The organism is Bradyrhizobium sp. CCBAU 11430, assembly GCF_028128855.1.
Classification (GTDB): Bacteria; Pseudomonadota; Alphaproteobacteria; order Rhizobiales; family Xanthobacteraceae; genus Bradyrhizobium; species Bradyrhizobium ottawaense.
This window is the reverse complement of the sequence record NZ_LBJV01000054.1, coordinates 81,127-105,699: the sequence shown is the minus strand read 5'-3', so window position 1 is coordinate 105,699 and position 24,573 is coordinate 81,127. Positions and strand designations below refer to the sequence as shown.

The 24,573-nt window shown below is 63.4% G+C and carries 22 protein-coding genes and 1 pseudogene; 11 read left to right on the top strand and 12 right to left on the bottom strand.

The genetic code is table 11. The features are described 5' to 3' along the window. Positions 1-36: 36 nt before the first annotated feature. Genes soxA through XI04_RS16020 form a run of 7 tightly spaced genes read right to left on the bottom strand, consistent with a single transcriptional unit; the run spans position 37 to position 6,022 of the window. Positions 37-816, bottom strand: a complete 780-nt coding sequence (gene soxA / locus XI04_RS16050; protein WP_161966497.1) for a sulfur oxidation c-type cytochrome SoxA — start codon at positions 814-816, stop codon at positions 37-39. Beyond that, entirely contained in the window at positions 813-1,130 is a 318-nt protein-coding gene (gene soxZ / locus XI04_RS16045; RefSeq protein ID WP_212429097.1) for a thiosulfate oxidation carrier complex protein SoxZ, read from the bottom strand. Before soxZ ends, soxA begins: the two co-directional genes overlap by 4 nt. After that, positions 1,130-1,597: a SoxY-related AACIE arm protein gene (locus tag XI04_RS16040; protein ID WP_028143118.1), complete on the bottom strand. Its 468-nt coding sequence runs from the start codon at positions 1,595-1,597 to the stop codon at positions 1,130-1,132. The genes soxZ and XI04_RS16040 overlap by 1 nt, the downstream gene beginning before the upstream one ends. An 8-nt stretch (positions 1,598-1,605) precedes the next feature. Continuing rightward, positions 1,606-2,058: a sulfur oxidation c-type cytochrome SoxX gene (gene soxX / locus XI04_RS16035; RefSeq protein WP_271623725.1), complete on the bottom strand. Its 453-nt coding sequence runs from the start codon at positions 2,056-2,058 to the stop codon at positions 1,606-1,608. Further along, positions 2,051-3,322 (bottom strand): NAD(P)/FAD-dependent oxidoreductase, encoded by a 1,272-nt coding sequence (locus tag XI04_RS16030; protein WP_271609700.1) that lies wholly within the window; start codon positions 3,320-3,322, stop codon positions 2,051-2,053. The genes soxX and XI04_RS16030 overlap by 8 nt, the downstream gene beginning before the upstream one ends. Positions 3,323-3,373: 51 nt before the next feature. Further along, positions 3,374-5,560 (bottom strand): xanthine dehydrogenase family protein molybdopterin-binding subunit, encoded by a 2,187-nt coding sequence (locus XI04_RS16025; protein ID WP_271609699.1) that lies wholly within the window; start codon positions 5,558-5,560, stop codon positions 3,374-3,376. A 12-nt stretch (positions 5,561-5,572) separates the two neighbouring features. Further along, complete coding sequence (locus tag XI04_RS16020; RefSeq protein WP_028135089.1) at positions 5,573-6,022, bottom strand: (2Fe-2S)-binding protein; 450 nt, start codon at positions 6,020-6,022, stop codon at positions 5,573-5,575. A gap of 329 nt (positions 6,023-6,351) precedes the next feature. On the opposite strand from XI04_RS16020, the gene XI04_RS16015 reads away from it, so the two are divergent. Then, positions 6,352-7,968 (top strand): B12-binding domain-containing radical SAM protein, encoded by a 1,617-nt coding sequence (locus tag XI04_RS16015; RefSeq protein ID WP_028143113.1) that lies wholly within the window; start codon positions 6,352-6,354, stop codon positions 7,966-7,968. Positions 7,969-8,228: 260 nt separating this feature from the next. Beyond that, positions 8,229-10,424 carry a hypothetical protein gene (locus tag XI04_RS16010; RefSeq protein WP_271609698.1) on the top strand — a complete coding sequence of 732 codons (2,196 nt, stop codon included), beginning with the start codon at positions 8,229-8,231 and terminating at the stop codon, positions 10,422-10,424. A 39-nt stretch (positions 10,425-10,463) separates the two neighbouring features. Here XI04_RS16010 and XI04_RS16005 read toward each other — a convergent pair whose 3' ends face one another. Then, a complete protein-coding gene (locus XI04_RS16005; protein ID WP_028143111.1) occupies positions 10,464-11,852 on the bottom strand; it encodes an MFS transporter in 1,389 nt (462 codons plus the stop codon). Positions 11,853-12,024: 172 nt separating this feature from the next. Between XI04_RS16005 and XI04_RS16000 the strand changes: the two genes are divergently transcribed. Continuing rightward, a complete protein-coding gene (locus XI04_RS16000) occupies positions 12,025-13,086 on the top strand; it encodes an isocitrate/isopropylmalate dehydrogenase family protein (protein WP_271609697.1) in 1,062 nt (353 codons plus the stop codon). A gap of 302 nt (positions 13,087-13,388) precedes the next feature. On the opposite strand, the gene XI04_RS15995 is transcribed toward XI04_RS16000, so the two are convergent. The 3 genes from XI04_RS15995 to XI04_RS15985 form a co-directional block, all read right to left on the bottom strand. Then, complete coding sequence (locus tag XI04_RS15995; RefSeq protein ID WP_271609708.1) at positions 13,389-13,664, bottom strand: hypothetical protein; 276 nt, start codon at positions 13,662-13,664, stop codon at positions 13,389-13,391. Positions 13,665-13,678: 14 nt separating this feature from the next. Further along, positions 13,679-14,110: a pyridoxamine 5'-phosphate oxidase family protein gene (locus XI04_RS15990; RefSeq protein ID WP_271609696.1), complete on the bottom strand. Its 432-nt coding sequence runs from the start codon at positions 14,108-14,110 to the stop codon at positions 13,679-13,681. Between the two features lie 216 nt (positions 14,111-14,326). Further along, complete coding sequence (locus XI04_RS15985; protein ID WP_162832242.1) at positions 14,327-14,503, bottom strand: hypothetical protein; 177 nt, start codon at positions 14,501-14,503, stop codon at positions 14,327-14,329. Between the two features lie 1,026 nt (positions 14,504-15,529). Between XI04_RS15985 and XI04_RS15980 the strand changes: the two genes are divergently transcribed. The 4 genes from XI04_RS15980 to XI04_RS15965 all read left to right on the top strand — a co-directional run bounded on the left by XI04_RS15980 (position 15,530) and on the right by XI04_RS15965 (position 19,490). Continuing rightward, positions 15,530-17,116, top strand: coding sequence for a hypothetical protein (locus tag XI04_RS15980; RefSeq protein WP_271609695.1), 1,587 nt, complete (start codon positions 15,530-15,532; stop codon positions 17,114-17,116). A gap of 62 nt (positions 17,117-17,178) precedes the next feature. Then, positions 17,179-18,222 carry a TAXI family TRAP transporter solute-binding subunit gene (locus tag XI04_RS15975; protein ID WP_038946970.1) on the top strand — a complete coding sequence of 348 codons (1,044 nt, stop codon included), beginning with the start codon at positions 17,179-17,181 and terminating at the stop codon, positions 18,220-18,222. Beyond that, positions 18,219-18,848, top strand: coding sequence for a hypothetical protein (locus tag XI04_RS15970; RefSeq protein WP_271609694.1), 630 nt, complete (start codon positions 18,219-18,221; stop codon positions 18,846-18,848). Before XI04_RS15975 ends, XI04_RS15970 begins: the two co-directional genes overlap by 4 nt. Positions 18,849-18,872: 24 nt before the next feature. Continuing rightward, positions 18,873-19,490 carry a DsrE family protein gene (locus XI04_RS15965; protein WP_271609693.1) on the top strand — a complete coding sequence of 206 codons (618 nt, stop codon included), beginning with the start codon at positions 18,873-18,875 and terminating at the stop codon, positions 19,488-19,490. 60 nt (positions 19,491-19,550) lie between these two features. On the opposite strand, the gene XI04_RS15960 is transcribed toward XI04_RS15965, so the two are convergent. Further along, positions 19,551-20,294: an SDR family NAD(P)-dependent oxidoreductase gene (locus XI04_RS15960; protein ID WP_095426400.1), complete on the bottom strand. Its 744-nt coding sequence runs from the start codon at positions 20,292-20,294 to the stop codon at positions 19,551-19,553. Positions 20,295-20,441: 147 nt separating this feature from the next. Between XI04_RS15960 and XI04_RS15955 the strand changes: the two genes are divergently transcribed. From XI04_RS15955 to XI04_RS38695, 4 genes and pseudogenes are all read left to right on the top strand, one after another. Continuing rightward, positions 20,442-21,212 (top strand): methyltransferase domain-containing protein, encoded by a 771-nt coding sequence (locus XI04_RS15955; RefSeq protein ID WP_038946976.1) that lies wholly within the window; start codon positions 20,442-20,444, stop codon positions 21,210-21,212. 199 nt (positions 21,213-21,411) lie between these two features. Further along, positions 21,412-22,413 carry a DctP family TRAP transporter solute-binding subunit gene (locus XI04_RS15950; protein ID WP_038946977.1) on the top strand — a complete coding sequence of 334 codons (1,002 nt, stop codon included), beginning with the start codon at positions 21,412-21,414 and terminating at the stop codon, positions 22,411-22,413. A gap of 155 nt (positions 22,414-22,568) precedes the next feature. Next, positions 22,569-23,045 (top strand): annotated as a pseudogene (locus XI04_RS38700) (TRAP transporter small permease); the annotation flags it as partial. Between the two features lie 219 nt (positions 23,046-23,264). Next, a complete protein-coding gene (locus tag XI04_RS38695) occupies positions 23,265-24,545 on the top strand; it encodes a TRAP transporter large permease (protein WP_244625905.1) in 1,281 nt (426 codons plus the stop codon). Positions 24,546-24,573 lie beyond the last annotated feature (28 nt).

Below are 24,573 nucleotides of genomic sequence, written 5' to 3'. Positions count from 1 at the left end.
CTTGCGGAACGGCTGGGTGATCCCAGCCGTTCTCGTTCAGGGCCGTACGGCCGGCGTCTCCATCGGCAGGCCGCGCGCCCGCGACATCAGATAAAGCTCGAGCGCGACCAGCTCGGGCGAGCCGTAATCATAGGCCTGGGCGCGGACGCCGCTCATGCAGCTGCGCAGCCGCCGCTCCAGCGATCCCAGCGTTTGCCATTCGAGGCGGTAGAGCGGATAGCCGGTCGGCTGTCCTTGCGTGACCGGCGCGCCCGCAAGGCGCTTGTCGAAATTGTCGTCGTGGCAATTGGTGCAGGCGAGGTTGAGTTGGCCCTCCCGCTGCATGAAGAGGTCGCGGCCTTGCGCCACGAAGGGCTTTGCTTGCGGATCGTCGCCGGCGGTGATCGCGACACCGCGCGATTGATGGGCAACGAAGGCGGACAGCGCCAGGAGGTCGCGGCTCTCGTAAGGCAGTGGCGGCGCCTGCTGATGATTGGCGCGGCAGAGATTGATGCGCTGGTCGAGCGTGACGGGGCGACTGAGCGTCTTGTCGATGGCCGGATAGCGCGTAGCGACGCCCTTCATGCTGCTGTGCGCATCGCCATGGCAATCCGCGCAGGCTTTCTCCGCGCTGCCGGACTTCTTCGTCCAGAGCTGTTCGCCGTCGAGCACGAACAGCATGCCCGGATTGGAGGTGTCGTCATCCTGCATGGAGCGCGTGTCCGGGCCCATGAACGAGTAGCCGGACCGGCGCGCATCGGGCGGGATTTCACCGGCGAGCAGGGCTGGGGCCGCGGCGAACAAGGCCGCTGCTGCTATCGCGTGCCAAACGCTCATTCGACAGTGATCGACGCCGACGCAGTGGACGAATAGCCGTTGTCGCCGATCCATTCGAATTCGAACTTGCCGCTTTCCCTGGCGACCGTGAAGAACGACAGATAAGGATTGGCTGCGATCGCCGGAAACAGGTCGGCGCGAAAGACCTCGGCGCCATTGTAGCGGCAGGTGAAGCTCGTGATGATGTCGCGCGGCACCAGCTTGCCGTCCACGGTGTGGCGGAAGCCCGTCTCCATGATGTGCGAGGTCAGCGTGCGGATCTCGATGACGTCGCCGCGCTTGGCCTTCGCGGGAACGTTGATGAGCGCGGCCATCAGTTCATCTCCTCGGTGCAGGCGGCCAGCGTCACGACCACGTCGACGGCGACCTGCCAGAACGTGTCGTCGGACAGTCGCGCGATCGCAACCACCTTCTGGGTGTCTGCGAGGCGGATGCGGGTCGCGACCTGGGCGCGGCCGCAGGAGGGGCCGAGATAGAAATTGCCGATGTTCGGCTGCGGGTTCTTCTCGTTGAAGATGTGGATGCTCTTGACGTGGTCGTCAGCGGTCATCGGGCTTGCAACGCTCACCATCATCGGCACGGTGTTGCCGTTCTCGACCAGCGGCGGAATGTCGAGCTTCACCCTGCCGGTGCGAATCGGCGCTTCGCCGACGACGTTGCGGATCGCGGTATTGAGCATCGCTGGGGTCGCGTGAAGCGGACGCAGGGTGACGATCGGGATCGTGCCGGCGGCAGTGACGCCTCCGGCGAGGCTCAAAAATTGTCGTCGCGTGGTTGGCATGAACAGTCCTAGTCGCGAAGCGTTGCAAGAAAAGCCACGATGTCCTCGATCTCCGCCGCCGACAATATCGGCTTGCCGGTGAAGTTGCGCCCGACCCGCACGAAGCCGTCAATGCGATAATAGGACGGCATGATGGTCTCCGGGTTGAAGCGGGCCGCATCGACCAGCCGAAGCCGCAACTGGCTCACCGACCAGCGGTTCCCGGAGCCTGTGAGGTCAGGTGCGAGATCGCCCTTGAACCGCGTTTCCGGGAAGGGACCGGAATGGCAGAGGATGCAGGTCGTGGTGCGCGCCAGCACCAGCGCGCGGCCGCGCACGGCATCGCCTGGCGTGCCCGTGAGCGATTCCACTATGCCGTCGCCGGCTACCTTGTAGGAGGCGAGTTCGTCCGCGCGCGCAACGCTGACGAAGGCGAGACTGGCGGCGATCAGCGCCACGCCATGGACGGAGGATTTAGCCAAAGGTGTCCGCCGTGATGGTTTGAAACCAGCGCTCGGCTTCGGTCGCCTCGCGGGCGCGCAATTCGCGCGGGGCATCGACCGGGCTCGTCGCGCCGCCTTCGACCTCGGCGAAGATGTCGCCTTTCGGCTGGTAGTTGCCGGCGAGGGAGAAGCCGTAACCGGGTGCCACGGTATTGTAGCAGACGCCTGTCAGCCGCGGCATTTCCGGCGCGCGGCCCGCGAGCAAAGCGACGATGGCAGCGGCGCAAGCCTTGCCTTGCCCGCTTGCGGCCGAGGCCGATTTGGGAATGCCGCCGCCGAGACAGGCGTCGCCGATGACGTGGATGTTCTTGACGAGCTTCGACTCGAAGGTCACGGGGTCGATCGGGCACCAGCCGGTCGCATCCGTAGCGCCCGCGATCGCGGCAATACGACCCGCGCGCTGCGGCGGGATGACGTTGGCGACATCGGGCGTGTAGTTGCCGAACTCCGTGATGATGGTTCTGGTTGCAGGATCGACCGAGGTCACGCGGCCGCCTTGCGACAGCGCGACGCGCTCGATCATGTCGCCGTAGAGCTCCTTCCACGCCTTCTCGAACAGCCGCTGCTGGGAGAAACCGTCCTTGGCGTCGAGCACCAGCACTTTTGAGCGTGGCTTGTTCGTCTTCAGATAATGCGCGATCAGGCTGGCACGCTCGTAAGGTGCGGGCGGGCAGCGCGAGGGATTGGCCGGGATTGCAATGGCGACCGTGCCGCCGTCAGCCATTGCCTCCAGCTGCCTGCGCAGCAACAGCGTTTGCGCGCCGGCCTTCCAGGCGTGCGGCATCTTCTCCGATGCGGCGTCGTCATAGCCGGGCAGAGCTTCAAAGTGGAAGTCGATGCCGGGCGAGAGCACGAGGCGGTCATAGGCAAACGTGGCGCCATCGGCGGCCGTCACGCTGCGCTTTTGCGCGTCGACGGCCGTCGCGGCCTGAGCGGCGACGGTGATGCCCTCGGCGGCGAGCCTGTCATAGCCGAACTGCTGCGCGTCGATCTCGCGCAGGCCGGCGATCACCTCGTTGCTGAAGGGGCACGACGTGAAGGTCTTGTTCGGCTCGATCAGCGTCACCTGCAAGCCCGCCTGCGCGCGCTTGAGCGCCCGCGCGCAGGCCGCGCCGCCAAAACCGCCGCCGATCACGACGACGCGGCCTGCCGATTGCGCGCGCAGGATGGAGGGGACGGCGAACGATGTGGCCGCGGCGGTGATGCCGAGAAGGGCATTCCGCCGTGTCACCGGCGCATTCATGAATTTTGTCCGCAAAATACCGCGGCGGCCGATAGGCCGCCGCGGCTGCTCTTAGGCGAAGGTGATATTCTGGTCCCGCAGCGGCACCGAGCGGATGCGCTTGCCGGTCGCGGCGAAGTACGCATTGAGCACCGCCGGCGCGGCGACGCCGATGGTCGGCTCGCCGACACCGCCCCAGAACCCGCCGCTCGGCACCATCACCGATTCCACCTTCGGCATCTCGTTGATGCGCATCGAGTTGTAGGTGTCGAAGTTGGTTTGCTCGATCTTGCCGTCCTTGACGGTGCAGCCGCCGTAGAACAGCGCGGATAGGCCATAGACGAAGGAGCCCGCGATCTGCCGCTCGACCTGCGCCGGATTGACGACGTAGCCGGGGTCGGTGGAGGCGACGATGCGATGCACCTTGATCTTGCTGCCGTCGGTCACCGAGATCTCGGCGGCGCCGGCGACATAGCTGCCATAGCCCATGACCTGGGCGATGCCGCGGTAAACGCCCTGCGGCGCCGGCGTGCTCCAGCCGATCCTCTCGGCGACCGCATTGAGCACCGCCAGATGCTTGGGATGGTTGCCCATCAGCTTGCGGCGGAATTCGAGCGGGTCCTGGCCCGCGGCCTGGGCCAGCTCGTCCATGAAGCATTCCATGTAGATCGCGTTGTGATTGACGTTGACGCCGCGCCAGAAGCCGGGCGGAACGTGCGGGTTGCGCATCGCGTGCTCGACCAGCAGGTTCGGCACCGAATAGCCGAACGCGGCTTCGCCGGATTGGGCGACGCCCTGGAAGGCGGCCGGATCCATGCCGTTCTGCAGCGCTTCGGGGCGCAGCGAGAACAGGATCGATTGCCCGGACAGTCGATAGTGCAGCGCGACCAGGTTGTTGTCGGAGTCGAACGCGCCGGTCATCTTGCACTGGGTGATCGGGTGATACCGGCCGTGCGCCATGTCCTCTTCGCGCGACCACAACAGCTTGACCGGCGTGCCCGGCATCTGCTTGGCTATCATGACGGCCTGGCGGACATAGTCGGTCTGGCCGCGCCGGCCGAAACCGCCCCCTAACATCACCTTGTGCACGTCGCACTTGTCGGCCGGCAGGCCGGAAGCCTCCAGCACCGCTGCGAACGCCGCCTCGCCATTCTGCGTGCCGCACCAGACCTCGCATTTGTCCGCGGTGTAGAGCGCGGTGGCGTTCATCGGCTCCATCGTGGCGTGGTTCTGGTAGGGATAGGAGTAGACGGCCTCGACCTTCTTTGCCGCACTCGCAATCGCCGCCTTGGCGTCGCCGTTCTTGTTGCCGACATAGGCCGGCTGGTCGTTGTTGAGGCCTTCGGCCAGCCACTTCGCAATCGACTCGCTGGAGACTTTTGCGTTGTCGCCCTCGTCCCAGACGATCGGCAACGCCTCCAGCGCGGTCTTGGCGTGCCACCAGGTGTCGGCAACGACCGCGACCGCGGTATCGCCGACCTTGACGACTTTCTTGACGCCTTTCATGCTGGCGATCTTGGCTTCGTCAAAGCTCTTCAGCTTGCCGCCGAACACGGGGCAATCCTTGATCGCGGCATTCAGCATGCCCGGCAGCTTGATGTCGGCGCCGTAGATCATGGCGCCGGTGGTCTTGTCGACGGTGTCGAGCCGCTTCACACCCTTGCCGATCAGCTTCCAGTCCTTCGGATCCTTCAGCTTGACCTCGGCCGGCGGCGACAGCTTGGCTGCGGCCTCGGCGACCTTGCCGTAGGTCGTGGTCCGGCCCGATGGCGTATGGGTGATGACGCTGTTCGCGGCCGCGCATTCGGAGGCCGGCACCTTCCATGCGTCGGCGGCGGCCTGGATCAGCATCACGCGCGCGGTGGCGCCGCCCTTGCGGACATAGTCCTGCGAGGAGCGGATGCCGCGGCTGCCGCCGGTCGAGAAATCGCCCCAGACACGCTTGCGGGCAACGCTCTGGCCGGGTGTCGGATATTCGGTCGTGACCTTGGTCCAGTCGCATTCGAGCTCCTCGGCGACGAGCTGGGCGAGACCGGTGAGCGAGCCCTGGCCCATCTCGGAGCGGGCGATGCGGATCACGACGGTGTCGTCGGGCCTGACCACGACCCAGGCGCCGATCTCGGGCGAGCCGTCGGCCGCACGGACCACGGCGGGCCCGCCGAAGGGGAGGTCGAGGCCGATGGCAAGGCCGGCGCCGAGCGTGGCGCTGCCGATGACGAAGGCGCGGCGGTTGAGCCGCGGCGAGATATGCTTATTCATGTGGGGATTTCCTTACGCGCTTGCGATCGTGTGGATCGCTTCGCGCACCTGCTGGAAGGTGCCGCAGCGGCAGATATTGGTGATGGCCTCGTCGATATCGGCGTCGGTGGGCTTCGGCTTCTCGTTCAGCAGCGCCGCCACCGCCATGATCATGCCGCTCTGGCAATAGCCGCATTGCGGCACGTCCTGGGCGATCCAGGCCTCCTGTACCTTGTGCAGCGTATCCCCGGAGGCGAGCCCCTCGATGGTGGTGATCTTCTTGCCCTCGGCTTCGCTGACCGAGACGCCGCAGGAGCGGGTGGCGACGCCTTCGATGTGCACGGTACAGGCGCCGCATTGTGCAATGCCGCAACCATATTTGGTGCCCGTCAGGCCGGCATTCTCGCGAATCGCCCAGAGCAGCGGCGTATCCGGCTCGACGTCGAGTGTGAAGGTTTTTCCGTTGATTGTTAGGTTTGCCATCGCAGTCCCCTGATTGGCCCAATCCACCGATTGAACTCAGGGGCGCAATGTGTCCGGCAAACTGGAACTGTTCAAATCAACAGTCCGAGGGGTGAAATGCGAAGAATTACGCCGAGGGAAGATTGTGGGGAGGGTGGTGTTTTGTCTCGCCCTCCATCATGGTTGATTCGGTCGACCTTCCGCGGGCGCCAATCCGTGGGTCTGAGGCGACGCCCGGCTGTGAAGGCCGGTTCCATGGCCGGTCGAGGCCACGGCGACAGTTTGTCCCTTTTGCCGGGGTGCAAGACGCAGGCGCTTTGGTACACTGCGCCGACGCCAGAAGGAGTTCCATGAACGTGCCGAGTCCCAACGTACTGATGCTGTACCCGCTGTTCTCGGCAGAGTCCTTCTGGACCTTTGGCGAATCCTGCAAGGTATTGGGCGTAAAGCGCCCGGCCGCTCCTTTGGGCCTGATCACCGTTGCCGCGATGCTGCCCGAAAGCTGGACGGTCCGGCTGATCGATTGCAACACGGCGTCCTTCAACGACGAGGATCTCGCCTGGGCCGACGTCGTCTTCACCGGCGGGATGATGCCGCAGCAGGCCGACACGCTGCGTCTGATCGAGCTCTGCCGCGCGGCCGGCAAGCCGGTGGTCGTGGGCGGTCCCGATCCGACTTCAAGCCCCCACATCTATGAGCGGGCCGACTTCCGGGTGCTCGGCGAGGCCGAGAGCGTCATCGACGAGTTCATTGCGGCCTGGGAGGGTGGCGCGCGGAGCGGCGTCTTCACCGCGCCGAAATTCCAGGCGGACGTGACCAAGACGCCGGTACCGCGTTTCGACTTGCTCAAGTTCGAGGACTATCTCTATCTCGGGGTGCAATATTCGCGCGGCTGTCCCTTCACCTGCGAGTTCTGCGACATCATCGAGCTCTATGGCCGCGTGCCGCGGACCAAGACGATCGAGCAGATGTTCGTCGAGCTCGAGAGGCTCTATCAGATGGGTTACCGCGGCCATCTCGACTTCGTCGACGACAATTTCATCGGCAACAAGAAGTCGCTGCGGCAGTTCCTGCCGAAACTCGCAGAATGGCAGCGTACCCACGGCTATCCTTTCGAATTGTCCACCGAGGCCTCGGTCAATCTCGCCGACGATCCCGAACTGCTGGACCTGATGGGGGCGGCCAATTTCTTCGCCATCTTCGTCGGCATCGAAAGTCCGGATCCGGCGACGCTGGTCGCGATGCGGAAGAAGCAGAACACGCGGCGCAACATCGCCGAGAGCATCCACAAGATCTACGCCGCCGGCATGCTCGTCACCGCGGGCTTCATCGTCGGCTTCGACAACGAGAAGGTCTCCATGGCGGACGCCATGATCGACTTCATCGAGGAAGCGGCGATTCCCGTCAGCATGGTCGGACTGCTCTATGCCTTGCCGAACACGCAACTGACGCGCCGCCTGGAGCGCGAAGGCCGGCTCCACGCGGGCCACGATGTGGCGCCGACCATCGGCGCCGATCAGTGCACGGCCGGGATCAATTTCGATCCGGTGCGCCCGCTGCGCGACATCCTGACGGACTACAAGCGCGTGCTGGAGCACGTCTACAGCCCGGCCGCCTATGCGGGACGGGTCGATCGCTTGATGACGCTGCTCGACCGTTCGCGGCAGCGCCACGAACTCGCGGAAGGGGATATCCGCGCCAAGCTCGGTGCGATGGAGACCGTGCATCGTGTCGTCTCCGCGCTTCCCGAAGCGCGCGGGCCGCTGTGGCAGACATTCATGAACTGCGCCAAGCGCGACACGTCATCGGCGCGCATTGCGGTCCAGATGATCGCCGCCTATGCCCATCTCGGACCGTTCTCGCGCAAGGTCATCGCCGCCATCGATGAGCGGCTGGCGGCGCTGGACGAACAGATTCCGAGTCCAGCCGTGGCTGCAGGCGCGATCGAGGCTCGACATCTGGCCTGACATCCGGAGAGTCGATGGAACCGTCGACCCTTTGATGCTCTGCCCGGCGTGCCGTCCGGGGCGCAAACTGGCTGTCATGTGTGAGATCCCGGCTTGACAGCATGACAACCTCAAGCTGATCGTCATCAGGACGACACCGCGCCTGCCGCGATTTCGGCGTCTGGACGTTCCGCGGGCATTTGAATTGGCCCGCAAGGCTCAGTGCTCGTCTGCCGTTGCGACCGACGTCATTGCAGGAAAAGCTTTAGCGGGGTTGGGCCATGTTCAGGAAGGTGATCCGCTGGTCGGTTGCGCTGATTGTCGTGGCGGTGCTGGTCCTCGCGTATCTGCCTTCCTTCATCGCCGATTCCATCTACAAGAACGTCGACGACATCACCGATGGTGAGATGCCCGCCACCGTCACGGCCTTTCAATCGGGGCCGGACGTCGTCAGTACCATCGGTGGCAGCGGCGAGGGCTTGAACTGCAGCCTGCCGCCCTGGGCCAACATATTTTTCGACGGCGGCAGGGATTCCAACCAAAAGCGCCATCTCGTCCTGCAGCGCTTCAGGCAGGCATGCGTCTTTCACGATCTGTGCTATCGCCATGGCCTTGCGACCTATGGCTATAACCAGAACGATTGCGACCGCATTCTGCAGAACGCGGCTTTTCGACTCTGTCTCTACATACGAAACGGCAGCCAGGAGAGCAGCGCGGCGCGCTGTCAGACCGACTCCAAGATGGTTCTGGCAGGCGTGAGCCTCGGCGGATACGACGCCTATCGCGGCTGGGACCGATCGACCTATTTCGAATTCGATTCGGACCCGTCGCGGTCGAACGGATTTCTGGTCAGCCGTGTGGTGGATCATCCGTTCAAGGCGGTCGCGCCGGCGAAATACGGCAGCGACCCCGATCAGGTCATTCTCATGTTCGAGAACGTCCGCTCCAATCTTGCGGTGACCTGCATCACCTGCGCGAGTGTTCCCGTTCTCGACTGGACGACCGATCCCAACGCCGTCAGCGCCGAGTTGCGCTCGGTCGGTGTGATGCGCTTGCCGGAAGCGCTGCTCAAGCGCGAGCCCATGCTGTCCGAAACCATGCCGGTCTGGTTGCCGCCGCGCCGTCGACACGCGGCGCCGCATCTCCTCGTCGACGGAGCGGGCAAGGACCATCTGATCTGGATGAGCCGGAACAACCCGCAGGACAGCATGTCCTGCATCGTCGGCGCCGATCCGGCGCGTCTCCTCACCAATACCCTGCCGGCCCGGGATCTCTGCTCGGTCGATGCCGGCCCGTCGCTCAGCAGGGTGGAGGTCGACATGTTCGCGACCTCTCCGCTTCCGATGGAGGTGCCCGGAAGTTCGGATCTCGTCTACGCGACGTCGATCAGCACACAGAAGACAAAGGAGCAGCATCTGAGCTTCTGCTCCCGCTCTGCGTCCAGGAAGGTCGAGGACTCCGGAGGCGACGACCAGTCCAAATGCGTCACCTTCCCCGAACCGGAGGTTCGCAAGGGCGCGGCGCTCGGTGCATTTCAGAACTTTCCGCTGGTTCGCGCCGGACAGCAGATCTATTTCGCGCGGGACATCGATCAGCGTACGGATTCGCTGCTGACTGCCGCCTGGCAGCGCGCCTTCGGCAACAGCTTTTCGCCCGACGGTGCCCTGCTCGTGATCGACGTGGCGCCACCGCTCGCCGCCAAAGGGCCCCTTGCGGCCAAGCTGAAGAAGATCGTCCGGTTCAACATCGACGATCGTTTCGATCCGATGATGCCGATCACGCGCAAGGTGGACGATCTGCGATTCCTGAGCCTGGAGGCGTCGAAGTCGAGCGTGCACCTTCGCACGATCGATTTCGCCAGGGACAACCCCTCCGTTGGCAATGCGCGGCTGACGATGGGCAATGGTGACGTGGAGCTGGACCGCTCGTGGGCGGAGAGGCCCGTGCTGGTGCTGGAGACCAGGGAGGCGCGACCGAGGACCAAGCTGGTGTTCTCGCGTGGGGAGATAGCGGTCGAACCGGGCAGGCCCGACGTGTCCCGCGCGACGACCGAAGTGTTGACGCTGCAGACCCTGGTTTTCGAACGCGATGCGGCCGCGCCGTCGGATGCGCCATTCGTGAAATCGGCTGGCGCGGCATGCCGGATCGTCTATGAGTTCGAAGCGAACCACACCGATTGGCCGTGCTATCGCGCGTTCGACCCCGACCGTACGATGCGGGCCTCGCCGGCGACGCGGATGCAGGCTTCCCAGACGCTGGTTGGACGGTTCAGCCAAGGCGGCGGCCATGGCCTCGCATTTCCCGATCTCTGCCTGAAGTCGGAGCCGATCATCCTGACGCCGAAAGGGGGCACGTTTGTGCCCCTGAGCGAGACTGCGGGCTGGAACGGTCCGCCAAGGCTGACGCGGACGATCAAATGCGAGCCGCTCGATGCCGCGGCAATCGTGAGCCGTCCCATCGCGCAGAAGGCTCCGTGAAGGCGGGCCGGCCGATTGAGGCGCGGACGCGCGTTCGGTCTACTTCACTGCCAGCCGCAGGAAGCTCATCACGCTGCCAAGTGCGGCAAAGCCGGCGCCGAGCGCCAGCGCGACGGTTGCGCCGTCGTGGCCGGCGAGCGCGAAGCAGAGTGCCGCGAGGGCCGCCCCCGTCGTCTGTCCCGTCAGGCGCGCGGTCGCGACGATGCCCGAGGCGCTGCCGCTGCGATGCGGCGGCGCGCTTGACATCACCGCCTTCATGTTTGGCGCCTGGAAGAAGCCGAAGCCCATGCCGCAGATCACCATCCGCCAGATGATGTCGGCAATGGCGGGGTTGGCCGGAAGCGTCGCAAGCAGCGCCATGCCGAGGCCGAGCAGCACCAGGCCGATGCCGCCGAGCAGGCCGACCGCGTGGCGGTCGGACAGGCGTCCAGCGATCGGCGCCATGATGCCGACCACCAGTGGCCACGGCGTCATGAAGAAGCCGGTCTCGACCTGCGAGCGGCCGAGCACGTCCTCGAAATAGAACGGCAGCGAGACGAAGGCGAGCCCCTGCACGGCGAAGGAGCACACCGCGGTCGCGGCCGACAGCGCGAACATCGGCCGACTGAACAGGTCGATCGGCAGCATCGGCGCCGGGTGGTCGGCGTGGCGGCGCGTCAGGATGACGCCGAGCGCGAGGGCCGTGACCAGCTCGATGCCCACGACGACCGGCGACAGATTATGGGCGGCACTGCCGATGCCGGTGATGAACAGGCCGAGGCAGGCCGACGCCAGCACCGCGCCGAGGAAATCAAAGCCGTGATCGGCGCGCGGCGTCTTCGGCAGCATCGCAAAGCCGATGCCGATGGCGACGAGGCCGAACGGGATGTTGACGGCGAACAGCCACGGCCATGGGCCGATGGCCAGGATGGCGGAGGCGATCGTGGGCCCGAATGTGAAGGCGGTCGCGACCACCAGCGCGTTGTGCCCAAAACCGCGGCCCAGCATCCGGCCGGGATAGACGAAGCGCACCAGCGCGGTGTTGACGCTCATGATGCCGCTGGCACCCAGCCCCTGCAGCGTGCGCGCGACCAGCAGGCTCTCCAGCGACCACGCCACCGCGCAGAGCAGCGAGGCGATGGTGAACAGGATGAGGCCGCCGAGATAAATGCGCTGGTGCCCGACGATCTCGCCGAGCGCGCCCAACGGCAGCAGCGTCGCCACCAGCGCGATCTGGTAGACATTGACCACCCAGACCGACTGCTCCGGCGAGACATGCAGATCGGCGGCAATGGCGGGCAGGGCGATGTTGGCGATGGCGGTGTCGAGCGAGGCCATCGCCAGCGCGGTGAAGATCGCGGCGATCGCCCAGCGCCGCTGCGCGGCGGGGAGGCCGTCAGACGTGGTGTGGTCGGGCTCGCGCGCGGCGGCAGGTAACGTGATCGTCATTGCGTTGGCGCGTGGCTCCGGCGGCGCGGCTCAAATCGGTCATTTCGCATGTACTACGGTGGGGCCGCGTTCCACAGGCATATGCTTGCATGCTGTGTATGCGTGAAGGTGGGGCGATGCCGCCTCGCGCTGCCTTATATCGCGCCGCTGCTGCAAAAATCAGGGGATCGCCATGCAAATCGTCGTTCTGCCCGGTGACGGCATTGGACCTGAGATCACGACCGCGACAATGGGTGTGTTGCGCGCCGCCTCCGAGCGCTTCCAGCTCAATTTGCGCCTGGAGGAGCACGCGGTCGGGCATGCGAGCCTGAAGCTATCAGGCACGACCGTGCGCCCCGAGATGCTCGACATCGTCCGCGCCGCTGACGGCCTGATCCTGGGCCCGACTGCGACGTTCGACTTCAAGGACGAGGCGCGTGGCGAGATCAATCCGTCGAGGTACTTCCGCAAGAACCTCGACCTCTACGCCAATATCAGGCCCGCGCGCACCTATGCGGGGCGGCCCGGCCGCCTCGGTGATTTCGACCTCGTCGTGGTTCGCGAGAATACCGAGGGGTTCTACGCCGACCGCAATCTGGAGCAGGGCAATGGCGAGATGCTGGTCACGCCCGACGTGGTGATCTCGCTGCGAAGGATCACACGCCTATGCTGCGAGCGCATCGCGCATGCCGCATGCCGGCTCGCCATGAAGCGGCAGAGGCACCTTACCATCGTGCACAAGGCCAATGTGCTCAAGATCGGCGACGGCATGTTTCTCGAGATCTGCCGCGCGACGGCGAAGGCCTATCCAGGACTGAGCGTCGACGACATCCTGGTCGATGCCATGATGGCGCATGTGGTGCGCAGTCCCGATCGTTTCGACGTCATCGTGTCCACCAACATGTTCGGCGACATCCTGTCCGATCTTACCGCCGAACTTTCGGGAAGCCTCGGCCTCGGCGGCTCGCTCAATGTCGGTGAGCGCTACGCGATGGCGCAGGCCGCGCACGGCTCGGCGCCCGACATTGCCGGACAGGACGTCGCCAATCCCGTCTCGTTGATCCTGTCGACCGCGCTGCTGCTGGTCTGGCACGGCGAGAAGACTGGTGCGGTCCGCTATGAAGAGGCCGGGCACGCGATCGAGGCGGCGGTGGCGAAGGCGATTGGCGAGGGCAGTGCGACGCGGGACGTCGGCGGCAAGCTCGGCACCATCGCCGCAGGTGCGGTGATTGCGGAGATCCTGCAGGCGGAGTGAGCCGTGCACATTTTTCTCGGGGCCCAAGACAAAAAGTCGAAAAACAACCCCATGCACAGTAGAAGTCTCCTTGATTGATAACGGATTTTCGAACCGCATTGCGACGGCAGTCGCGGCTGCGATCAAGTTGACCCGTCGGGCAAAACGCTGGCAGGATGCTAACGTGCCAGCGATCCTGAAAAAGACTTGGATGCCGGTCCGTTACGGAAGGCCAATTTGAAGACGGCCAAGGCTCTGGACCTCGTGATCGCCGAAAGTTTTCTGATCGGCGCCGATCAGGTGATGGACTGAAGTACGTGGGTTCACGGCAGAAGTGTCATGAACTCATAGACGACTACGGCAGCGCCGAGACAGCGCCGCCAGGGATTCACGCCGCGGAAGACCTCGTCGGCGCCCCAGACGACGAGTCCGCCCTTCACGACGATCGTCAAGCCGACGCTGATGTTGCCTGCGGAAGGCCAGATCCAAAGCAGAAGGCCCGCAACGATAACGATCCAAAGAAGAAGATTCGGCCACTGCGCGATGGTGATGGCACCTGTTTCGCGGTTCCGGAAGAACCAATCAACGAATCGCCGCACCGTCACGGAGCCGATCAGAGCGCAACTTGACCCTCTTCACGGCCCTTCCAATAAGTTATGCGGTTGGCTTTGACCTTGATCAGCACGATGCCCGGCGTATCGATGCCGTGGTCGAACCATTTGTCGAGATCGCTCGTCCAGTGCTGCTGGAAAGCCGCCTTGTCCCGGATCAGTTCGGCCGTCCCCTCGACGGCGACGTAGATCCCGTTCGAGAACAGGCCCGCTTCCGACGAAAACCCGAGCGCGACTTTCGGATTTCGTTGGATGTCCGATACGGTGCGGGTCTGTTCATAGGCGAAGTAATAAGACGTGCCGTCGTAGGCGACATCGCCGTTGTTGCTCATGGGACGGTTGGCGATTTCGCCGTTCTCGGTGTGGGTCGAAAGAATGGCGATGTCGATGTCGGCCATTTCCTTCGCGATCTCGGCGAGCGATGTCTTGGACATGAACTTTCCTCCAGTGGGGCTGGAGCAACGGCGGGATGCAGGCCATGTTCCCTGATGAATAGAGCGGGGGTCCATGCCCACCGGCCATTACTTCGCTGATGCAGGCTTGGCGGGTTTGAAGGAGAGGGCCGTCGGCGGGTCTGATTGACGCGCTCTTTCTACCTCGAAATAAAACCGCCCCCGACATCAGCCGGGGGCGGTTTGGATGAGATCGTATCAGTGGCCGGTGCCGGGCTTGGTGGTCTTCGGGGGCTTGCCGTCTTCCATGCGGCCCTCATTGCGAAGATCGCGTCCCTCTTGAGCCTTGCGCTGGCTCTCGGGACCCTTGCCGTGCTCGTTCATCTCTTCCTTGATGTATCCGGCGCCTTCCTTGATCTTGCCTTCAACGCTCATGATCTTCTCCTTCGATATTGGAGATAACGCGTTGGCGGATTTGGCGTTCCGGCATCAGAACGGCGCAGATTTGCGGGGAACCGAGTTGAGCCTTCCCGAGCGTCTAACGCGCAGAATGGCAGAGCATTTGCGAAACTCATCGTGCTGAGTGCTGATCGTTCGTCGATGGGTTTCGCTGCGCGTTCATGGCGTGGCTCGGACTTTCCGAGCTGTGGCGCTGGTGCACGACAGGCGGGCTGCTCACTTATTCCCGCGGTATGGATCCGTCACCAGATGGCAGCTCATCACATGCGAGAGCCATTTCGTTTCGCTCTTCATCATCTACGGAGTGGTTGCTGCCACGGGAGTGACGATTTGCACCATGCAGTGCCTGTTGATCCGCAGGTGGTGGTTGAAGAAGCTGGCGGCGGGTCAGTGATCGTGCGCGCGCCTCTCGCGAGCACGATTGACCGCATTTGAAGGCCAGGAAGATGCTCGGCGGGCTGTCGCCGACATTGTTCCGGCGCGAGGTCGCGGCAAGACGGCTGGTAAGAAGCCAGCGGGCCAAGTGACGTGGAGATCAACGCTCGTTGTGGAAAACCGTCACTCGAATACAAGCCCTAACGCCAACCAGGTCGCAAGAGACAAGCAGACGCCAATTCCCAAATAGGGCAATGCAAGGCGCATCGGTCACTCCTCAGCTCCGAGACGCTGCGAAAACGCCGTCAGCTTCGCATGTTCGCCGTGCCCTGCCCATATTCCATACGATGTACGAGCTTTGGTTCACCGTGGACGGCAACGTACCCGACTGCACAATGAAGACGATGCGCCTGATTTGACGTCCCCTTTGCCGTACCAGGCTGATTTAATTTGACTTCGCATTTGGTTCAAAATATATAATTTATTTAATTATTTAATTGTGGGTATGGTGCCATGCCGAACTGCGAAACAGGCGGAGCAATCGCGCCGTTCTAGCTGTTATCTAAAGAGGCGTGATCAATGCGCCGACCGATTGATACTGCACCCAGGGACGGAGAAGACATCTGGGTGGAAGATGCGACCGGGGTTGTTGACGTCGCTCGCTGGTCGCCTCAAGCAGGCAAATGGGTCTCCAAAGACGGCGCTCCAATCAACGCCGAGCCGACCCATTGGTCTCCCGAAACTGAGGACATTGACCCAGAGGGCGGGCCATTGGGCATTCCGCTCGCAGCGGCTGTCATTTTGCTTCCCGCGATCCTGATTGGAGCGGCCTTACTGGGTGTGTTCGACACTTTCGGCGCACGAGCAATTCCGGAAACGACGCAAATCGGCGGCGAGAGTGCCCTCAGCTTCGAGCAACGGCCGGAAATAGGGGCGGGGTCGCAAGCGCTCCTTCAGCGCGAAGCGGGCGGAGCCCTGACGTACACGGTGCCGGCAGGCATGGTGCAGCCTGAGCCATGGCCGGATCGAGATGCTTTGCAAGCTAATGCGCGCGCCAGTGAACTGGACGGGGCGCGCAGGGAACTTGACGAGGCGGTCCAGCACGCGCACGCGGCAAAAATTGCGGCGGACGAGTTGCGGCAGTCGCTGCAACAGGAGCAAGCGCGCAACGCTGCGCTTGCGAACGAAGTCGCCGAATTTCGCAGCGAGATCGATGCCCGCGACGCAGGATCGCGGAAGGCGGAGGATGTGGCCGCGCAGCAGAGAGAGGCGGCGCAGCGGGAGATCGCAGAACTAGAGCAGTCCCTGCAGCGCGAGCGGGAAAATAGCGCCGTCCGCGCAAGGCAGGTGAACGCCGCACAGGCAGCAGCGGCGAGCGCTGAGCAGGAACGCCACGAGGCGCAGTCGCGCGCCGCCGCGCTCGCGAGCGAACTTGCCGGAATGCCTCGCCGCTTGCCTATGACGGAAGCTGCGACCGCGGAGCAAAGCCAGGCGGCGGGGCTGGAGATTGCGGAACTGCGGCAGTCCCTGCAGCAAGAGCAGGAAAAGAACGCCGTTCTCGTCACGGAAGCCAAAGCAGCACAGGCAGCAGCCGCCGATGCCGATCAACAACGCCGCGCTCTGGAAAAGGCTCAGGCGCACGCCGCTGCGCTGGAGAGCGAACTTGCCGAAGTGCGCCGGGAGATCGAAGCCCGCAACGTGCAACTGCGCGAGGCCGAAAATGCGACCTGGCAGCAGGGCCAGGCAGCGAAACAAGAGATCAGCGAACTGCGACAGTCGCTGAAACAGGAGCTGAGCAAAACCGAGGCCAGGGAGAGAGATCTTGCACCGGGGTGGCGCTCGACCCATGAGCGCGTCCTCGCCGAGCAAGCAAATGACGCCCCGGTCTTGCCGGCGACGCGGAGCGTGGAAGTGGCGGAGCCACCGACCGCTGCCGCCCAGAACGAGGCGGAGGCCCGTTTGATCCCGCGTGCCAGGGCGCTCCTCGATCAGGGAAATATCGGTGCAGCACGCATTGTACTCGAGCTCGCGGCTGAGAAAGACGTTGCGCAGGCAAGTTTCATGCTCGCCGAGACCTACGATCCGGCGGTTCTATCCGCCTGGGGTACTTATGGAACTCGCGGCGAAGCGGCCAAGGCGCGCGAGCTCTACGCGAAGGCACACAGGGCCGGTATTCGCGAAGCGAAGGAACGGCTGGATGCGTTGCGACCCTGAGAATGGGCTTCTTGCAGTCCGAGAGACGAAAGCTCGCGGTGGCTGAGCCGGAAGGAAACGACATGAAGAAGGCGCCAAAGTTACGCTCATTGCTCCTGCTCACTTGGTTGGTGCCGGTCGCTATGATGCTTCAAACGGCCTGCCTGGATGCGCAAACGGCGAAAAATGCCAAGGCCGATGCACAGCTCGACCGACGGCCGCTTCCGAAGGAGAACGAAAAGGACCGGATGAACGCCTGGACGGTCGGGCTCGCCGGGGGCCTGCTCGAGGGCGCGCCGATCCGCCTCGCCGCAGAAATGGCTCGCGTCGTCGACGACGGAGCAGACCTGCATCTCCTGCCGATCGTCACCCGGGGGGCCACCGACAATCTGAATGCGCTGCTCTATTTGCGCGGCGTCGATACTGCCATCATCAATTCCGACGCGCTCGAGGAGTATAAGATTCAGGCACCGCAGATCCGAAGCCGCATCACCTATCTGCTCAATCTCTTCCCATCCGAGCTGCACATTTTTGTGCGGCCTGAAATCACAAGCCTGCAGGATCTTGTCGGCAAGAAGGTGAACTTCAACACCCTGGGCACCGCGGCCGCCTATTCAGGACCACTGATCTTCAGCCGTCTCGGGATCGATGTCGAAAAGACATTCATCCCGCATCAGGTTGCCCTGGAACAGATGCGCAAAGGCGAAATGTCGGCCGTGGTGTTCATCACCTCGAAACCCGTCGACGCCTTCGTAAAGGGCCGTTGGGAGGCTGGATTCAAGTTCCTCCCGATCCGTTACGACAAGAAGTTCGAGGACTATTATCTGCCCGCGACCTTGGACGCCAATGAGTATCCAAATCTGATCAAGCAGGGTGAGCGGGTCTCGACCATCGCGGTCCCGACAGCGCTTGTCGCTTTCAACTGGCCGCTCGGCTCCAATCGCTACCAACGCGTGGCTCGCCTTGTCGAGTACCTGTTCTCGCGCATCGACCGCCTGCAGGCACCAGGCTTCGATCCGAAATGGCAGTCGATCAATCTTGCGGCATCGGTCCCGGGTCTCACCCGCTTCCAAGCCGCGCAGGAATGGCTGGATCGCAAAGCGCGCAGCGTACAGGCGAGGCCATGAAGACTGCCGCTCCTCCGCTCGCTGTCGCCTTCAACGTCGCCTGCGGTATCGCCTACGCGCAAAGTACGAGCGATCCCATGGAAACACTTAGGGCTTGTTCGGCGATGGAGGGACAAGCCCGGCTGGAATGTCTGCAAGACTTGTCGCGCAAGATTCCACCGTCCAGTAGGGGCAGCCGGGATGCTGGCTGGACCGTCAGCGAGACGACTTCGCCGGTCGATTATCTGCCGGTCGTCACCGCCACCGCCACTTCTGTCGGCAACTCGGATGGCGCCGCGATGCAGCTCGCAATCCACTGCCGCAGAGGCCGCACGGAAGTCATAGTCGCCGGACCGGCGCTGTCACGCAGCGCCAACGAATACGTGATCTCCTTTCGGCTGAATACGGATACGCCAATGCAACTCGCAGCAGCGTCGCCGTCATTCGGATCCGGCGTCGCTTTCGGGGGCGACGTCGTAAAGTTGTTGAGCTCACTACCCGACGACGGCCACATCGTCGTGAGCCTTTTCACCCGCACTGGCCCGGTGCAAGGCGGACAATTCCTGCTCAGCGGATTCGAAAACGTGCGCAAGAAAATGGCGGCTGCATGCAAATGGCCACATGCCATCGCCAGACCGGGTAGGTGATGGTCAGGAAATGGGAGACACGAGATGATCAATCCAAAATTGGCGATGGCACTCATCGGAGGCTTGACGATACTGCTTCTGGTCGGACCAGGCGCGCAGGCGCAGCAGGACAACCAGTGGATCCCGCAGGCGCGCGAGAAGAGCCAAGCGAGCAACGCGAAGCATCCGGGTGGACAGAAGCAGGTGAGCAAGCCGCGGCAGAACCACGCGATCAGGCAGGATCCTCCGAACAGCACGAAGATGGCTCAGGCTACGAAGACCGAGAGCGCGAAAAAGTCGCACCGGCTGGTGCTGCAGGTTAATTCCAACGAACCTGCGATGATGAACCTCACGCTCAACAATGCGAGCAACGTCGCGCAATACTATCGCGATCTCGGTGAACCGGTGTCGATCGAGGTCGTCACCTTTGGTCCCGGCCTTCACATGCTGCGCGATGACACCTCGCCGGTAAAGCCGCGCATCGAGGTGCTCGCGATGAGCCATCCCGAAATCTCCTTTAAAGCCTGCGGCAACACGCAGGAAAACATGCGCAAGGCGGAGAACAAGGACATAACCCTGATTCCACAGGCCACGATCGTCAAATCCGGCGTCGTCCGCGTCATGGAGCTGCAGGAGCAGGGCTGGAGTTACGTCAAGCCGTGAGGTCCGGCGTCAAACCGGAGAAGGCGTGCGTTCGCGGGCCGTGGATTCAGGAGACCAACCCTAGAACTGATACCGCCTCAGCCCGCCGTCCACCGGGATCACCGTGCCCGTGATGTACCGCGCCACCGGTGAGGCAAGAAACACTGCCAGTGCGGCGAGGTCTTCCGGCTCGCCCCAATAGCCGACCGGAATTTCCTCTTCCGCAAAGCGCTCGCGATAGTCAGGCGCGTAGTTGCGGCGGATCTGCTCGCTCATGATGCGGCCGGGCGGGATGCAGTTGATGGTGATGCCGTGCTCGCCGATCTCGCGCGACAGGCCCTTGGCCCAGGCGTGCACGGCGGCCTTGGCGGCGAACGCCGCGTTGAGCCCTTCGGGCTCGGACTTGCCGGTGATGTTGACGATGCGGCCCCATTTGCGTTCGATCATCTGCGGCAGCAGCGCATGCGCGATGCGGCGGTAGCTGGTGAAATTCAGCGCGATCGCCTCGTCCCATTTGCTGTCGGGGGCATCGACCGGCAGCGGCCGGCTGCCGCCGGCATTGTTGATGAGGATGTCGACATGGCCGAGCTCCTTCACCGCAAAGGCGGCGATCCGCTCCGCCGCATCCTTGGCCATGACGTCCTGTTCGAGCGGCGTGATCAGCCCGGAGCCTTCCTCCTTCACCAGCTCGGCGAGAAGATCGGTGCGCCGCGCCACGCCGACGACGCGCACGCCCTCGGCGGCGAGGCCCTTGGCGATCGCGCGGCCGATGCCGATGCTCGCGCCGGTGACGACAGCGGTTTTCGATTTGAGCCCGAGGTCCATGGTGACACGCTCTCTTGTTTGGTTCTTGCTTATTGCTGTGCGTTTCCTGCCCGTCCCGCGCGCCTTGCGAATTGCCTGAGCGGGACGAGCAGTGGTAACCAAGAGCGACGTTGAAGGAAACACGAAAAAGAAAAAGGCGTTGAGACGATGGTCTGGGATCCGCAGCAATACTTAAAATTCTCCGGCCACCGGCTCCGGCCCGCCGTTGACCTCTTGATGCGGATTCCGGATTTTGGCCCCCGCGAGATTGCCGATCTCGGCGCCGGCGCCGGCAACGTGACAAAACTCATCAAGGAGCGCTGGCAGGAGGCGAGCGTGACCGGCGTCGAGGGCTCCGCCGAGATGGTTGCCGCCGGCCGCAAGGCTGCACCCGATGTGGAATGGTCCCACGAGGACCTCGGCCATTGGCGCCCCGCCGGGCAGTACGACTTGATCTATTCCAATGCCGCACTGCACTGGCTGCCCAATCATGCGGCGCTGTTTCCATCGGTCATGGAGAAGGTGAGGCCTGGCGGCATGCTCGCGGTGCAGATGCCGCGCAACTTTCTGGCGCCGTCGCATGTGCTGATCGGCGAGACGGCGCTTGATGGTCCGTGGCGGTCCAAGGTCGAGCATCTCGTGACGCCGCCGCCGGTCGAGGGCCCGGCATTCTATCACGATCTTCTTGCGCCGATGTCGGCCAACATCGACATCTGGGAGACCGAATATCTGCAAGTGCTGGAAGGCGAGAACCCCGTCAAGGAATGGACCAAGGGGACTTGGCTGACGCGCTATCTCGACGTGCTCGCAGGCGAGGAGAAGATCGCATTCGAAGCCGCCTATGGCGCGCGGGTTGCGAGGGCCTATCCGAAGAATGCGGCGGGGCAGACCCTGTTCCCGTTCCGCCGTCTCTTCATGGTCGCCCAGCGCAAGAGCTAATGCACTGCCGCAATGCGACATAAGCGCTCGTTCCCCTGGATGGAAGCAGGTGCCGGGTTGCGTAGACAGCGCTCGTCAAGATAGCTTGGCTGCGGCAAATTGGGCTTAGGTCTAGTTGTTCGGCCTGCGGATTGCTGCCACTACTCAAACCGGAAAACAAAAAAAGCACCCGGTTTGTCGAGGTTGTTGGGAGGTCTTCATGCGCAAACTGCTTCTCGCGGTCGCGGCGGCCGCGCTCGTTTTGGCCCCCGTTGTTGCGCAGGCCCAAACTCCGATCGTCATCAAGTTCAGCCACGTCGTCGCCAACGACACGCCGAAGGGGAAGGGCGCGCTGAAGTTCAAGGAGCTCGCCGAGAACTACACCGACGGCAAGGTCAAGGTCGAAGTCTACCCGAACTCCACACTCTATAAGGACAAAGAGGAGATCGAGGCGCTGCAGCTCGGCTCGGTGCACATGCTTGCCCCTTCGACCGCCAAATTCGCGCCCCTTGGTATCAAGGAGTTCGAGGCGCTCGATCTGCCCTGGCTATTCAAGGACGATCAAACCTATTCCAGCGCGATCAAGGGCACCATCGGCAAGTGGCTATTCCAGAAGCTCGAGGCCAAGGGCATTACCGGCCTCGCTTACTGGGACAACGGCTTCCACATGGTCTCCTCGAATCGTCCGCTGATAAAGCCGACGGATTTCCAGGGCCTCAAGTTCCGCATCTCGGGATCCAAGGTCGCCGACCAGTATTTCCGCCTGGTCGGCACCATCCCTCAGATCATGGCGTTCTCCGAGGTCTACCAGGCTTTGCAGACCGGCGTGGTCGACGGCTGCGAGAACACCGCGTCCAACTACTTGACGCAGAAGTTCTACGAGGTGCAGAAAGACATCACCGTTTCCTATCACGCGCATCTGCAATATGCGGTCATCGTCAATTCGAAGTTCTGGTCGGGCCTGCCGCCCGATATCCGCACCCAACTCGACAAGGCGATGGCGGAGGCATCCGACTACACCAACTCGATCGCGCGCCAGGAGAACGAGGACGCGCTGGCCGAGATCAAGAAGACAGGCAAGACCAATCTGCATTACCTGACCGATGCCGATCGCAAGGCGTGGCAGGACGCGATGCAGCCGACTTATAAATGGGCAAAGGGCCGGGTCGGGCAGGAAGTGCTCGATCTCGTCGCCAAGGAACTCGACGTCAAGATGAACTGACGGCCGCGCCCTGACAAGAACAATAGCAACGGTCGGGGGTGATCGCACTCCCGGCCGTTTCGCTCTTGAATGGACGAGCCAATGCTGGGGGGACGAAGTTGCTGCGTGTGCTGAATCGTGTGCTCGATCATCTCGAAGAATGGCTGATCGCGACGATGATCGCGGCTGCGACGTCGCTCATCTTCGTCGCCGTGCTGCACCGCTACGGCGCCGGGCTGTCGATCGACATCGCCAAATGGGCGGAAGCCCGCAACCTGACCTTCCTCGCCGTCCCGGCGCGCGCGGCATTCGTCTGGCTTGCCGCGCTTGATTTGTCCTGGGCGCAGGAACTCTGCATCTACATGTTCATCTGGATGGCGAAGTTCGGTGCCGCCTACGGCGTGCGGACCGGCATCCATGTCGGCGTCGACGTGCTGGTCAACATCCTGCCCGGCGGATCGCGCCGTCGCGTCATCACCTTCGGTCTGTTGTGCGGCGCTCTCTTCACCGCCATCGTCGCCTATTTCGGCGCCGCGTTCGTGGGGCAGATGTGGCAGACCGGCCAGCAATCCAACGATTTGGAAGCACCGATGTGGATGGTGTATCTCACCATCCCGCTCGGCTCCGGCTTGATGTGCTTCCGCTTCCTGCAGGTCGCCTGGTCGTTCCATCGCACCGGCGAGCTGCCGCATCACGACATGGCGGGTGTCGAGGGCGTCGAGGCGGATCCGGTGCATCCGGCGCCGGTCACGCATAGTCAGGTCGTCCGCGACGAGCGCAGCCCGCTCGGCTGGATCCTGATGCTGCTGCCGGTCCTGATCGTCGCGCTGTGCTTCGCGCATGCGGGCCACGTCATCACGTTGCCGCAGGGCTTGCGCGTCCTCATCGTGTTCGCGCTTCTGCTCTCCTTGATGCTGACGGGTATGCCGATCTCGATCGCGCTCGGTCTCACCGTGCTCAGCTTCATGTTCACCTTGACCGACGTGCGCACGGAATCGGTAGCGCTGAAGCTGTTCACCGGCATCGAGAACTTCGAGATCATGGCGATCCCGTTCTTCATCCTCGCCGGCAACTTCCTGACCCATGGCGGGGTGGCGCGGCGGATGATCACCTTCGCGACCTCGCTGGTCGGCCATTGGTACGGCGGTCTCGCGCTGTCGGGGGTGGTCGCCTGCGCGCTGTTTGCCGCCATTTCCGGCTCGTCGCCGGCGACCGTGGTGGCGATCGGCTCGGTGATCCTGCCGGCGATGGTCGCGCAAGGCTTCCCGAAGCGGTTCGGCGCGGGCGTGATCACGACGTCGGGCTCGCTTGGAATTCTCATTCCGCCGTCGATCCCGATGGTTCTCTACGCCGTCTCCACCAACAGCTCGGTCGGCAAGCTTTTCATCGCCGGCATCGTGCCGGGATTGGTCCTGGCCTCGCTTCTCGGCGCCACGACGTTCTATCGGGCCTGGCGCAACGACTATCCGCGGATGCCGAAGGCAACGCTGTTCGAGCGCTTCGATGCCTTCCGCAAGTCGATCTGGGGCATCCTGCTGATCGTGATCGTGATCGGCGGCATCTACAGCGGCCTGTTCACGCCGACCGAAGCTGCCGCCGTCAGTGCGGTCTACGCCTTCATCGTCGCCGTGTTCATCTATAAAGACCTGAAGCTGAGCGACGTGCCGCGGGTGCTGCTGTCGTCGGCGAATCTCTCGGCGATGCTGCTTTACATCATCACCAACGCCGTCCTGTTCTCGTTCCTGATGACTTACGAAAATGTGCCGCAAGCGCTGGCGCAATGGATGATCGACCAGGGCCTGGGGTGGATCGGCTTCCTGCTCCTCGTCAACCTGCTGCTGCTGCTGGCGGGCAACGTGATGGAGCCGTCCTCGATCATCCTGATCATGGCCCCGATCCTGTTTCCGGTCGCGGTCAAGCTCGGCATCGACCCGATCCATTTCGGCATCCTGATGACAGTCAACATGGAGGTTGGCCTCTGCCATCCGCCTGTCGGCCTCAACCTCTACGTCGCCTCCGGCATCGCCAAGATGGGCATCACCGAGCTCACGGTCGCGGTGTGGCCGTGGCTGTTGACGATGCTGGGATTCCTGGTGGTGGTGACGTATTGGCCCGGGCTGTCGCTGTGGCTGCCGCGATTGCTGGGGATGTAGCGATGGGAGCTGCACGAAGCGACCTCCC